We start from the raw sequence: 14,000 nt of genomic DNA on the forward strand, positions 1-14,000 counted from the left end.
AGAGCTGATAAATTAACATTACAGATGTAGAAATAGAAGAAAAGAGATGAGTGCAATAGATTTTAGGCCGTATGAGGGATTCATATTCGATATGGATGGCACCTTGTTAGATACCATGCCAGCCCACCTTGCTGCCTGGCAAGCGACTGCCGAGCGATTCGAGTTCCCTTTTAGCCAGGAATGGCTACACAGTTTAGGTGGAATGCCGAGTTTCAAAATAGTCGTTGAAATAAACAATTTACACGGACTCTCCCTCGATCCGAAAACGGTAGCAAAGTTTAAGATGGAAACGTTCGCAGCGATGGAGTTACATGGTGACATCATTCCTTGCACGAACAATGTCTTGGAAGAGTATTTAGGTCAAAAGAAAATAGCGGTAGGGACGGGAAGCCAGCGTGAAAGCGCAATGCGTCTATTGAGTCACTCGGGCTTGTTGGATAAGTTAGACGCTGTGGTTACTGCCAGTGATGTGGTTAATCATAAGCCGATGCCCGATACATTTTTAGTGGCAGCTGAACAGTTGGGCTTAGATGCTGCGGAATGTCTGGTATTTGAAGATACTGAGTTAGGTAAGCGTGCTGCGCATGCAGCAGGAATGGACTGCGTTATGGTCGATGGTGAAGCGTTGGTCTTTTTCCCTAAGCCATAATGCTAGGAAAGTTTGTGTTTAAAAAGGTTTATCGGTGGGATAAACCTTTTTGTGCTGAACTGATGTGGCTTTTGGAGATGATGTACATCGCCTGGTTAGTTTTAATTGTTGAGAGGACAGGTTAAAAGTTGATCAGTTGGTTGCGGCCAGCCTTTTTAGCATTGTACAGTCTGGTGTCGGCAATTTTTATCTGTTCGTCTAACGTACCGTCGTTACATGCAGCGCCAATACTAATCGTGTACTTAATGGTTTGTCCCTGATGTTCAACACGGTCGGCTTCGATAGCCGAGCGCATCGTATCCAGTTTTGTGCAGAACTCTTCAAATGGACCGTTATAGTGGATGCAGAACTCCTCACCACCAAACCTGGCCACGACCTGATCACCAAAGTTTTCTTTTAGCATTGCTGAAATATGAGTAAGAGCGGCATCACCACCGTCATGACCGTACTGGTCATTCACTTTCTTAAAAAAGTCTATATCCATCATGGCGATACAGCGTGTTGCTTTAGATGTTCCCGCGGTATCAAACAGGTAACGGCGGTTCCAAAGCCCGGTTAAAGCATCTTGGTTTGCTAATTTGAACAACTCTTTGTTTGCTTCTTGCATGTTCAGCAACTGGTTCACACGACAGAACAGTTCTTCTTGGTTAAATGGCTTGTGCAGGAAGTCATTGGCACCTGCTTTCAAGTACTGCGCCGTCATCGTTTTGTCTTCAGAACTTGATAGGCCGAGGATAGAAATATCGCCGTATGTCGCCTGACGCCTGATCTCATGGATCATTTCTAGGCCAGTTTTTTCTGGCATATAGTTATCACTGATGATGAGTGTGATATCAGGATTTTGGGCTAAGAGCTGTAAGGCTTCTTCACCGTTCGTTGCCTGAGTCGTGCGAATGTATTGTGATTCCAATAAGCTGCAAATGTTACGACGGATCATCGAGCTGTCATCAACCACCAGGGCATGGTGATATTGGTTGTTCTTTATTCGTTTAGCAAATGGAATTACGTATTGGACTGAGCTAAGACTATCTTTAAGGATATAATCCATGACGCCTTTTCTCATAAGCTCTTGTCGTGTTTGCTGCTCAAACTTTGCAGTAAGAACAACGACTTTCAGCTTTTCCTCAAGCAGTAGGTCAATAACTTCGCCATCTTCCGCATCCTGCAAACGGTAGCAAGATACAACAAAAGCGAAGTCACAGCGCTGATTTAGAATACTCTTAGTTTCAGACAGATCTTTAGCAAGCGATACTTCAAAGCCCAGGTCTGAAAGTTGTGTGTTCAGATAGTTCCGGAAAATACGGCTTCCATCTATAACTAATACAGAATTGCTTGAACGATTCACTATTGCTTTACCTTAAACAAAATCGACGTTGACTAACGTTTTTACAGGGAGCTTTTTATACACTAGTTCAGAGAGATTGTTTGTAGGAATAAGATGAATTGTTGTCGGATGGTGGTGGTTTTTTGTCGGCGCTTGTATTTTGACTGATAAGAATCGTTAACTACTGATTTAGATTAGTATTGTTCAATCGGATACACAGGAATAAATAGAACAGAAGTGGGTTATTGCTAAACAAAAGGGGTGCTTTTGCACCCCAGTCATTTTATTTAGTGAGATAATTTAGCTTATGGCTGAACTAGCTCTTCATATTGGAACTCAGGAACACGAACTTCAACTCGACGGTTTAGAGCACGGCCTTCGTGAGTACCGTTGTCTGCAACTGGGTTTTCTTCACCCATGCCCGATACAGTTAGACGACCAGCATCAATACCACCAGCTACTAGGTAATCCGCAACAGACTGTGCACGGCGCTCAGACAGTTTTTGGTTGTAAGCTGCAGGACCAGAGCTATCTGTGTAACCTGTGATCTCGACAACAGATTGTGGGTATTCATTTAGGAAGTTAATGAAATTATCCAGACGTTCTTTCGCACTGTTAGTCAGGTCATAGCTGTCGAACTCAAACGTACCAGCACCGTACTCTTCTTTGTGAGTCTTGGTCATTAGTACTGGTTCTGGCTCCGGCTCAACCACAGCCGCTACGATAGGAGCTGCAGCGAATTTGTAGTTAACACCGACGCTGAAGAAGTTTGCGTCCATACTATCCAAAACGTCATCATCGATGTCTTGGTAGCGTTGATACTCGGCACGTAGGCTCCAGTTTCTGTCGAGGGTGTATTCTGCACCTAAAGAACCGGTTCCGACGAAGTCTTCTTCGTCACCAGACATCATGTAGGCACCACCTAGCTTACCAAACAAGCTGAAAGAGTCAGATAGAGGTAGGTTAAGTTTTGGTGCAAGAGTCACTGCCCATAGGTCGCCATCGATAGTATTAACTAGACCATCACCTGCGTAAAAGTTCGCTTTGTAATCACCTAGGTAGTCAACTCCGTACTCAAGGTCAAAGTAATCGTTAAAGCCATAACCTACATGCATCCCGGCCGCGAATGCATCATCATCACAAGGGCTATTTAGATAGCAAGCATCGTCCAGAGTACTCATGCCCACTTTGCCCCCGATATACCATTCAGCTTGAGCAGAGTTTAGAAGAGCGCTACTACCAACTACCACTGCTGCTACTGCAATTGCTACTTTGTTCATAATGTTTCCTTGTATTGATTGCATATAAATTTATACGTCGTGTTATCAAATTGAAGAAAAAACCTGCTTTTATAAGATATTAGTTTAATAGGCAACTATGTTCACATCAAGCAACAAAAACTTAGAACTAGATAAACTTTTTTGGATTCAAGACCTCACAAACTTCTGATATTTCTTACATTGTAGTAAAGATTTTTAGAGGCATAGCAAAATATGAGATAAATTAGAAGTTTTTGTGTACATCTAAATTTACACTGTGTTTTGTAATTAACAGCGCTGGATTGTTTGCATTTATTTGCAAAAAGTGATTGAAAGTCTACGTCTAAGCCGATAAGTTATTTGCATCGATAGAAAGAAATGAACCACAGCCCCTGTTGCATAAAGCTTTATGATTGCAAGACAGACAGTTGGCAGCAGTGGGTGAGTAATAACAACCAGGATGTAGAAGCCATGTTTCAAACTGATGATGTAAGAATAAACAGAGTAAAAGAGCTGTTACCACCAGTAGCAGTTTTAGAGAAGTACCCAGCCACTGAAACTGCTTCTTCAACTACTTTCGATTGTCGTAATGCGATACACAACATTTTAGAAGGGAAGGATGATCGATTATTAGTAATCGTTGGCCCTTGCTCTATTCATGATGCAGAAGCGGCTGTTGAGTATGGCAAAAAACTAAAAGTATTGCGTGATGAGCTAGGTGAACAACTAGAAGTAGTAATGCGAGTCTACTTTGAAAAACCGCGTACTACTGTGGGCTGGAAAGGTCTTATCAATGACCCGTACCTCGATGATACATTTAAGCTGAATGACGGCTTGCGAATGGGACGCAAACTTCTTCTGGACCTCACTGACATGGGGCTACCTACGGCAAGTGAATTTTTGGATATGATTACGCCACAGTACCTTGCCGATCTTATCAGCTGGGGCGCTATTGGTGCTCGTACTACAGAATCTCAGGTACACCGTGAGCTGGCATCAGGTTTATCTTGTCCGGTAGGTTTCAAGAACGGAACCGACGGTAACATAAAGATTGCAAGTGATGCGATACGTTCGGCAAGCTCGTCTCACCATTTCTTATCGGTAACCAAATATGGTCATTCAGCGATTGTTGAAACCGCAGGTAACCCAGACTGCCATATTATTCTGCGTGGTGGTAAGGAGCCAAACTACAGTGCGGCTCACGTAGCTCAAATTAAAGATGAGCTCGAAGCTGCTGGTCTTCCTCAAAAAGTCATGATCGATTTCAGTCACGCGAACAGCTCAAAACAGTTTAAGCGTCAGATGTTAGTGTCTGATGATGTTTCAGAGCAGCTTGCTGGTGGAGAACAAGCGATTTTTGGTGTGATGATTGAGTCTCACCTTGTTGAAGGCCGACAAGATCTTGTTGACGGTAAGGCTGCTGTTTATGGTCAGTCAATTACAGATGCGTGTATCAGCTGGGAAGACACTGAAACAGTATTGCGCCAGCTTTCAGATGCTGTGAAAGCGCGCCGAAATAAGTAAAGCAATCTTAGCTAAATAAAAAGAGCCAGAGGTGTTTGCCTCTGGCTCTTTTTATTTATCTCGTCTCTTTCTATCAATCTGCCTTTCATTTATGTTATCCGCAGGGAATTTTAAGAAAGGAATAACAAATTGAATCGTAATGTATGGTTGTTGTCACTTTGCCAAGCGCTTTTAATGACCGGAAATATACTCCTGATTTCCGTGGTGGGGCTTATTGGGAAAACACTCGCGCCTTCTGCAAGCCTTATTACTCTCCCAGTAGCGATTCAGTTTCTTGGCTTAATGTCTGCGACCATTCCCGCTTCATTAATTATGGGGAAATTGGGTAGACGTTTGGGTTTCAGTCTGGGAAATATCATAGGTATTATCGGGGCGACGCTGGCAACCTATGCTTTGACTCAACAACACTTTTATCTTTTCTGTCTTTCTACTTTCTTGTTGGGTGTAGGAATTGGCTTTGGAACACTGTATCGCTTTGCCGCAATAGAGGTGTGTGAAGAGTCGGCCAGACACAGAGCGATTTCAATATCCATGGCGGGAGGCGTGTTAGCAGCAATGCTTGGACCTAATTTAGCGGTTTATTCGCAACAGTGGTCTAGTGATGGCCTATACATCAGTGCTTTTTCCGTGTTGATCGTTCTTTATATAACCGCATTGGTTTTGCTACAAACGATTCGTTTTCCTTCTGCTCACGCCCAACTGTCTCATTCAAAAGCAGATAAGTTAGCTGATGTTATTCGCAAACCCAATTTCATGGTAGCAGTCATAGCGGCAATGGTTGCTTATGCGGTAATGAACATTCTGATGACAGCAACGCCTTTAGCTATGATCGGCTGCGGTTTTCATTTTGAAAAGGCGGCGGGTGTCATAGAGTGGCATGTGCTTGGAATGTTTGCACCTGCGTTTTTTACCGGACGTTTGATTGAACGCTTTGGCTCAAAAAATATGATACTTGCGGGTGGTTTGTTATTTATTGCGTGTATTGCAATTAACATTCACGGCGTATCTATCTGGCACTTTAGTTTAGCGTTGGTGCTGTTGGGTGTGGGCTGGAACTTTATGTTTATCGCAGCAACAGGTTTGTTTAGCCAGTGTTATGAGGCTAAGAACCGAAGTAAAGCGCAGGCGTTCAATGAGTTTTTGGTGTTTGGTTGCGTTACGGTTACCGCATTGCTTTCTGGCTGGCTTGAATCGACGGTTGGATGGCAGAATCTAAACCTATTTGTACTTCCTGTTGTTTTATTGGTTGTCGTGATCTTCTTTACTAAAGGGCTTAATAAAAAGTCATCTCAGGTCGCCTGATTTCCATATAAACGAAAGTAAAGATTTAAGGTAGTGGTCAGATCTCTTTATGCGTAACGTATCGAAATTTATAGTTATTTACAGTTTAAAGGATGTGGGTTAGGGGGATTAACCGCTACCCTCTGCCAGTTGTTGACTAATTCTTTTGTATTAGTTTTAACAATCCTGTATATAACAAACTGAATGTAACAAAATATAACAGAAGCTCAACTATGTCAGCTAATAATAATTACAAAGCTAAAGAGACTCTCGTTGGAGAGTTCGAAGAACTGGTTTCTACGACAAATTTGCAAGGTGTTATTACTTACTGTAACGAGGCGTTTTGTCGCGTTGCAGAATATACACATGAAGAGTTGGTAGGTAAAAACCATAATGTTGTTCGTCACAACGATATGCCGAAAGGGGCATTCGGTGACATGTGGGCGCGCCTCAAGAAAGGTAACGCGTGGCGCGGTATGGTGAAAAACAGCACTAAGTCTGGCGGGTATTATTGGGTCGATGCTTATGTGACACCAATATACGAACACAACCAGATCGTTGGTTATCAGTCTGTCCGCGTTAAGCCAAAACACGAATGGGTCGATATCGCAGATAAAGCTTATAAGACAATGAAAGCGGCAGAACAGTCTGGTCGCACCTGGTCTCTTAAAATAAACGAAACGCTGCGTTACGCTATATTACTCGGTGCATTAACCGCTCCAGCAGCCGCTTATGCGTTATCTGCTCAAGGGCCATTGGCATGGTTAGCCAGCGCGTTACCAGCTGGTATATTAGCGCTGCTATTCCGTCAGGAACTGATAGATACCCCGAAACAACTTAAAAAGCTACAAAAGCAATATGACAGCGTAAGTCGTTTGATTTATTCCGGAGACAGCGCATTTTCTATTGCAGACTTCCATATCAAAATGCTTTCGGCTCGTATCCGCACCGTACTGGGGCGTATGACAGATTCAGCTTTACCGTTGCAAGACTGTGCCGCTGCTCTTAGCCAGACAACGGCGGAAGTGCATGACGCGCTGAATCAGCAAAATATAGACATTCGAAGAGTACGAGATGCAATGCAGGAAGTCGAAACATCGGCTACTTCCGCATCTTCGGCTACTAACGATGCGCACCTGCTTATTGATGACACGCTTAAGTCGTGTCTGATGGCAAAAGAAACCATTATTCAGACTCATGACAATTTGGCTCAATTGAGCCTTCAGGCAGAGAAAGCAACCGAAACAACATACCAGCTCAGTGATCAGGCTCAGAAAGTAAATAGCTTGATGGACGAGATCGGCGGTATTGCTGAGCAAACTAATTTACTCGCTTTAAACGCTGCAATTGAAGCGGCAAGGGCAGGTGAGCAAGGTCGAGGTTTCGCCGTGGTTGCGGACGAAGTAAGGGCGTTATCTGGCCGTACATCCAATGCAACTGAGCAGATTCAGGCGTCGCTTTCTACTATGTTGTCTACGATTCAGAGCTGGCAGAAAGACATCCTAGCGAATAAAGATCAAACGGATGCTTGTTCTGAAGTTGCTGAACAAAGTACACGCCGTTTGTCGGAAGTCGAGCAAATGATGCAAACCATGAGTGGTTTAATGGTTGATGTTGCGCAGACAGCAGATAATCAGCTTAAACTAGCCAGTGATGTCAATCTGCATGTTCAGTCTATTGCCTCAACGGCAGAGCAAAACTTAGCAGCGACACATTCTGTTGAACAAAATAGTCTTCAGTTGAAAGAACAAGTCAAAGATTTCTATCAGTTAGCGCTTCGATTCGAAGATAAACAGTCTTAGATAACCTTCATTTGCCGTCAGTGGGAAGTACATTGTTCGGCTAGACAAGTTGGAAAAGAAAAGCCCCGCTGTGTAAGCGGGGCTTTGTTTATTAAACAAGTGCTTGAAAGCTAATCGTTGATTAAGCTAGAAGCTCTTTTGCTGTGTTCACTACATTTTCAGTCGTAAAACCAAACATCTTGAACAGTTCGCCTGCTGGTGCAGATTCACCGAAAGTAGTCATACCGATGATCTTGCCGCCAAAGCCCACGTACTTGTACCAGAAGTCTGCGATGCCCGCTTCAATAGCGATACGTGCAGTGACATCTGATGGTAGTACTGCTTCACGGTAAGCTGCGTCTTGCTTGTCGAATGCATCCGTTGATGGCATTGAAACAACGCGTACTTTCTTACCTTCTGCTGTTAGTTGTGCTGCTGCTTCTACCGCTAGCTCAACTTCAGAACCTGTTGCGATTAGGATAAGCTCTGGCTTGCCTTCGCAATCTTTCAGGATGTAAGCACCTTTAGCGATGTCTGCAACTTGCTCAGCTGTACGCTCTTGTTGTGCTAGGTTCTGACGAGAGAAGATAAGCGCAGTTGGCGCGTCTTTACGCTCAATTGCCAGTTTCCAAGCTACAGCAGATTCAACCTGGTCACATGGACGCCATGTGCTCATGTTCGGAGTCAGACGTAGAGAAGCCATTTGCTCAACTGGTTGGTGAGTTGGGCCATCTTCGCCAAGACCGATAGAGTCGTGCGTGTAAACCTGGATGTTCTGGATCTTCATCAGAGCAGCCATGCGCATTGCGTTACGAGCGTATTCCATGAACATTAGGAAAGTTGCACCGTAAGGAACGAAACCGCCGTGTAGTGCGATACCGTTCATGATCGCTGTCATACCGAATTCACGCACACCGTAGTGGATGTAGTTACCTGAGAAGTCAGTTGCTTCTAGAGACTTAGAACCAGACCACATAGTTAGGTTAGAAGGCGCTAGGTCAGCAGAGCCGCCCATGAATTCTGGTAGAAGCGCACCAAACGCTTCTAGTGCGTTTTGCGATGCTTTACGCGATGCAATGTTAGCTGGATTCGCTTGAAGATCAGCAATGATTTGGCTTGCTTTCTCTTCCCACTGAGCAGGTAGCTCGCCGTTTACGCGGCGTTTAAATTCAGCTGCCAGCTCAGGGTATGCTGCTTCATAAGCTGCAAATTTCTCGTTCCACGCTGCTTCCTTAGCTGCGCCTGCTTCTTTCGCTGACCATTCTGCGTAGACTTCCTGCGGAATTTCAAAAGGACCGTGCTCCCAACCTAGTTCTTTACGAGTTGCTGCAATTTCTTCTGCGCCAAGTGGTGCACCGTGACAGTCGTGAGAACCAGACTTGTTAGGAGAACCGAAACCGATGATAGTCTTAGTACAGATTAGAGTAGGACGAGGGTCTGCTTTAGCTGCTTCAATTGCTGCGTTGATTGCTGCAGAGTCGTGACCATCTACTGCTGGGATTACGTGCCAGCCGTACGCTTCAAAACGCTTAGGTGTATCGTCAGAGAACCAGCCTTCAACATGACCATCGATAGAGATGCCGTTGTCATCCCAGAATGCAATCAGTTTACCTAGGCCAAGAGTACCCGCCAGAGAACATGCCTCGTGTGAGATACCTTCCATCAGACAGCCATCACCCATGAATGCGTAAGTGAAGTGGTCAACGATGTCGTGGCCTTCTTTGTTGAACTGAGCCGCTAGCGCTTTTTCAGCCATCGCCATACCAACAGCGTTAGTAATACCTTGACCTAGAGGGCCTGTAGTTGTTTCGATACCTGGTGCGTAGCCGTACTCAGGGTGACCTGGAGTCTTAGAGTGAAGCTGACGGAAGTTTTTCAGATCATCAATTGATAGCTCGTAGCCTGCTAGGTGCAGCAGAGAGTAGATCAGCATTGAGCCGTGGCCGTTTGACAGTACAAAACGGTCGCGGTCAGCCCATTCTGGGTTAGTTGGGTTGTGGTTTAGGTGAGAGCGCCAAAGAACTTCAGCGATATCAGCCATACCCATAGGTGCACCTGGGTGGCCTGAGTTAGCTTGTTGAACACCGTCCATGCTTAGCGCACGGATTGCATTTGCTAGATATTTGCGATCCATAATAATTACCGAATATGTTTAATTCTAGGAAAGGAAAATTAGCAGGGGAACGCAATCGTTCCCCTGTTGTGATTCTGTGTGATTACAGCTTAGCTGCGATCATGTCTTCTAGTTTACCCTGGTCAATCGCGAAGTTGCGGATACCTTCAGCAAGCTTCTCTACAGCCATTGGGTCTTGGTTGTGATCCCATAGGAACTCTGAGTGAGTCATTGGAGCCGGACGCTCTTTCGCGCCTTTAGAGTCGATAAGCTTCTCAACTACTTCGCCTTCAGCTGCTTCTAGTTCTGCAAGAAGAGCAGGAGCGATAGTCAGACGGTCACAACCAGCAAGCTCTAGGATCTCGCCGATGTTACGGAAGCTCGCGCCCATAACAACCGTGTTGTAGCCGTACTCTTTGTAGTAGTTGTAGATAGAAGTTACAGATAGTACACCTGGATCTTCTTGAGCTTCGAAGTCACGACCTTCTTTTGCCTTGTACCAGTCCATGATACGACCAACGAATGGTGAAATCAGGAATACGCCAGCTTCAGCACAAGCACGCGCCTGAGCGAATGAGAATAGAAGAGTCAGGTTACAGTTGATGCCTTCTTTTTCTAGGATTTCTGCAGCGCGGATACCTTCCCAAGTAGAAGCCAGTTTGATAAGGATGCGATCGTTAGTGATACCTGCATCGTTGTACATCTTAACTAGCTGACGTGCTTTCGCTACGCTGCCTTCCATATCGTAAGAAAGACGAGCATCAACTTCTGTTGAGATACGGCCTGGGATAGTTTTAAGGATTTCTTTACCAATGTTTACAGCAAGCATGTCACAAGTGTCTTGAACTTGTTGAGCTTTGTCGTCGCTTTGCTCTTTTGCGTAAGCAATTGAAGCGTCGATCAGAGGTGCATACTCAGCAATTTGAGCGGCTTTCAGAATCAGAGAAGGGTTAGTTGTTGCGTCTTCTGGTTGGTATTTTTTGATTGCGTCAATTTCACCAGTGTCAGCTACTACAGTCGTTAGTTTACGAAGTTGCTCTAATTTGTTGCTCATTACGATCATCCTATTTCATGGGGTCTCATACTTTGCTGTAAGCATGAAGAGTGCAGTTACAAGCGCATTAGCAGATAGAAGTTGATATTTGTTCCACCAGCTAACTTTTAACTTTTCAGCGTTTGAACAACTGTTATGAGCATTTGATCAAACGTTGAGTAAATGATGCCTCCATAATTATCTTATCTGCACCGAAAGTCAATTGTTGATCTGAAGGTAAGGTGACTTTAATCAATTATTTTTTTAGTTGTTAACCTGCTGTTGCATGAATAAACGTTTGCCTAGGCTATACATAGCTTATCGCATTACTTATTGGTAGAAATTTTAGGGTGAGAAATTGTTTTTGTGATGAGCAAATGTTGAAGTGATGTGCGTGTGTGACATATGCTACGCATGTGAGCGCTTGTAAAGGTGCTGAGTATTTGCCCGTGTAAACGGAACAGCTATATATAAATCAGGTGATTATGAGTAAATCCATTAACGATGTATCTGATGAAGGCACTGATCTTCTGACTGAAATTTCTGTTGCTTACTATCAAGATGGAGCGACACAGGAAGAGATCTCGAAAAAGTTTGCCGTATCCCGCGCTAAGGTGGGACGTATGCTGAAGCAGGCAAGAGACGAAGGTATTGTTGAGATTACAGTTAAATACCATCCGGTGTTCAGCGCTAAGATTGAGCAGCGTCTTATTGAACGTTTTGGTGTAAAGCGGGCTTTGGTTGCATTGGATCAGCCGAGTGAAGAACAGCAGAGACTTCAGGTTGCGGGGCTGGTGTCGAAGTACATGGCCAGCACATTGCAAAATGGCACAGTCGTAACGGTCGGCCAGGGCCGTAATGTGTCAGCAGTCGCGCACCACGTCGGTGTAATTCCCCAGAAAGACGTGAAATTTGTTTGCGGAATCGGTGGTATACACCCTCGTGGCGGCATGTTTAACGCAGACCATATTTGCCGTCAGTTTGCGAAAAGCTACGGCGGAACTTCAGAGACCTTATACGCTCCTGCATATGCGGAAAACCGGGAGCAGAAACTGGCTTTCATGCAAAACGCGACGGTGAAACAGACCTTGGACCTTGCACGTAAAGCAGATGTCGCACTGGTCGGAATTGGCGATATGAGTGAAAACAGCTATATGGTGGATCTAGGCTGGTTCACCGCAGAAGAGGTCGTTCAGTCTCGTATGTTGCAGGGTGTGGTTGGAGATTTCGCGGGGTACGACTTCTTTGATATTAATGGCGAATCAGCGAAGACCGTGATGAGTGACCGGATCATTGGCTTAGGTATTGATGAATTTCGTTCGGTTTCAGAAGTGATCGCAATTGCAGCAGAAAACAGTAAGCCACTAGCCTTATTAGGTGCACTGAGAACGGGGGCAATTGATGTCATCGCGACGAGCGTAAGTAACGCATTAACTGTACTCAACCTCGATGAACAGATGAATGGTAAAGCTACATCGGAGATTTAGCACAAATTATGTGCAATCAATGTAATATGGTTGTGAGTATTTATAAATCACTCGCAGCCTGATTTCGTTTCCGAGTTAAAACTAATCCTCCAGAGTACTTTGTAATTTCTTACTCCGGAGGAAATTATGAAAAAAACACTTCTCACCACCGCACTATTAGCAAGTTTTTCAACATTCGCTAACGCAGAGCCAAAAGTCGTCGCTGGTTATTTTGCGGACTGGCAATATGCCAATGCGGACAACCCTTATACAGTAAAAGATATTCCTGCCGACAAACTCACACACGTTATTTACGCGTTTTTGAGTATGTGTGGTCCACACACCGGGGCATCCGAAACGGTGCAAAAATTGGTGGAAGAGCAATGTAAAGGGAAAGAACCGTATACGGCCATTGTTGTCGATACGGAAGCTGCGCTTGAAAAAGAGTTCGGTCCCGTCTCGGTCGCTGTTCCTTACAATGGCCATTTCGCTCAACTGGCGGAGTTAAAGAAGCTGAATCCAGAACTGAAAATACTTCCTTCTTTCGGAGGGTGGACCATGTCTGAGCCCTTTCACACCATGGTAAAAGATAAAACTGCCATGGATCAGTTCTCTAAAACTGCAGTTGAGTTGATTGCTCAATATGACTTCTTCGACGGCATCGACCTCGATTGGGAATACCCAGGAGGTGGAGGCTTAACGACATCTCCATGGAATCCGGAGACTAAATTATCTGATGAGCAGAAATCTTCAGAACGCGATGCCTTTACCTATCTGGTCAAAACTCTGCGTTCTGAACTTGATGGATTGGAGAAAAAGACCAAGCGCGAATATGAACTTTCAACAGCGGTTGGAGTAGGTCCTAAAGCGGCAAGCATCGACTGGAAATCGGCGCAACCTTATCTAACCAACATGTTTGCGATGACTTACGACTTTTTAGGCGGCTGGGGACAGCAAACCGGACACACGACGAATCTGCATGCGACTGAACGAAGCTGGTGGGGGATGGGCGCAGATGTGTTTATTAACCAGATGATCGAGCTGGGAATACCGAGTGAAAAACTGGTGATTGGCGCTGCCTTTTATGGACGAGGATGGCAAGGCACTAAAGATTTTTCTGGTGGCTTACCAACGCAGGATTTGTTGTCAGAGCAAGGTGCACAGTTTGGTACGGGTGAAAACGGGTACTTCATGTTTTGGGACTTAATGAAGAACTACAGTGCTAAACAAGGCTACGAATACAAATATGATGAGCAGTCACAGGCACCATACTTGTGGCACCCTGAAAAGAAAGTGTTTATCTCGTTTGAAGACGAGCGCTCTATTAAAGCAAAAGCGAACTGGGCGAAACAATCTAACCTGGGTGGCATATTTACCTGGGAATTGTCGGGTGATCCGAAAGGCGAGTTGGTCGACGTAATGTATAAAGAGATGCAGAACTAAAGTTATTGCGCTTACACCTGCCTCACTCTGCATTTTTTATTCATTTATCAATATGCAGAGTGAGATAGCGCACAAAGCGTTCATTTCCTCTCACTCTCGTTTGCTATTTCCGCTTCTGCAAACCATA

10 protein-coding genes are annotated in these 14,000 nt (G+C 44.7%); 6 read left to right on the forward strand and 4 right to left on the reverse strand.

Features of this window, described 5'->3' with window-relative positions; all coding sequences use genetic code 11:
• Positions 1 to 46: 46 nt before the first annotated feature.
• Positions 47 to 649, forward strand: coding sequence for a beta-phosphoglucomutase family hydrolase (locus KHN79_RS16000; RefSeq protein WP_182010686.1), 603 nt, complete (start codon positions 47 to 49; stop codon positions 647 to 649).
• Between the two features lie 121 nt (positions 650 to 770).
• Here KHN79_RS16000 and KHN79_RS16005 read toward each other — a convergent pair whose 3' ends face one another.
• Positions 771 to 1,994, reverse strand: a complete 1,224-nt coding sequence (locus tag KHN79_RS16005; RefSeq protein WP_182010685.1) for a response regulator — start codon at positions 1,992 to 1,994, stop codon at positions 771 to 773.
• Between the two features lie 284 nt (positions 1,995 to 2,278).
• Entirely contained in the window at positions 2,279 to 3,253 is a 975-nt protein-coding gene (locus KHN79_RS16010) for an OmpA family protein (RefSeq protein WP_182010684.1), read from the reverse strand.
• 450 nt (positions 3,254 to 3,703) lie between these two features.
• On the opposite strand from KHN79_RS16010, the gene aroG reads away from it, so the two are divergent.
• The 3 genes from aroG (at position 3,704) to KHN79_RS16025 (ending at position 7,839) form a co-directional block, all read left to right on the forward strand.
• Positions 3,704 to 4,756, forward strand: a complete 1,053-nt coding sequence (gene aroG, locus KHN79_RS16015) for a 3-deoxy-7-phosphoheptulonate synthase AroG (RefSeq protein WP_182010760.1) — start codon at positions 3,704 to 3,706, stop codon at positions 4,754 to 4,756.
• Between the two features lie 129 nt (positions 4,757 to 4,885).
• Entirely contained in the window at positions 4,886 to 6,058 is a 1,173-nt protein-coding gene (locus KHN79_RS16020; protein ID WP_182010683.1) for an MFS transporter, read from the forward strand.
• A gap of 212 nt (positions 6,059 to 6,270) precedes the next feature.
• Positions 6,271 to 7,839 (forward strand): PAS domain-containing methyl-accepting chemotaxis protein, encoded by a 1,569-nt coding sequence (locus KHN79_RS16025; protein WP_182010682.1) that lies wholly within the window; start codon positions 6,271 to 6,273, stop codon positions 7,837 to 7,839.
• Positions 7,840 to 7,960: 121 nt separating this feature from the next.
• Here the strand turns inward: KHN79_RS16025 and tkt are convergent, their stop codons facing one another.
• Together tkt and tal are read right to left on the reverse strand one after the other, a co-directional pair.
• The gene (gene tkt / locus KHN79_RS16030) at positions 7,961 to 9,952 is read right to left on the reverse strand and encodes a transketolase (RefSeq protein ID WP_182010681.1); all 1,992 of its coding nucleotides are present in this window, start codon (positions 9,950 to 9,952) and stop codon (positions 7,961 to 7,963) included.
• 82 nt (positions 9,953 to 10,034) lie between these two features.
• A complete protein-coding gene (gene tal, locus KHN79_RS16035) occupies positions 10,035 to 10,985 on the reverse strand; it encodes a transaldolase (RefSeq protein ID WP_182010680.1) in 951 nt (316 codons plus the stop codon).
• 464 nt (positions 10,986 to 11,449) lie between these two features.
• Between tal and KHN79_RS16040 the strand changes: the two genes are divergently transcribed.
• Positions 11,450 to 12,451, forward strand: coding sequence for a sugar-binding transcriptional regulator (locus tag KHN79_RS16040; protein ID WP_182010679.1), 1,002 nt, complete (start codon positions 11,450 to 11,452; stop codon positions 12,449 to 12,451).
• Positions 12,452 to 12,577: 126 nt separating this feature from the next.
• Positions 12,578 to 13,873 carry a glycoside hydrolase family 18 protein gene (locus KHN79_RS16045; RefSeq protein WP_182010678.1) on the forward strand — a complete coding sequence of 432 codons (1,296 nt, stop codon included), beginning with the start codon at positions 12,578 to 12,580 and terminating at the stop codon, positions 13,871 to 13,873.
• Positions 13,874 to 14,000 lie beyond the last annotated feature (127 nt).

This window comes from Vibrio sp. B1FLJ16 (assembly GCF_905175385.1).
GTDB lineage: Bacteria > Pseudomonadota > Gammaproteobacteria > Enterobacterales > Vibrionaceae > Vibrio.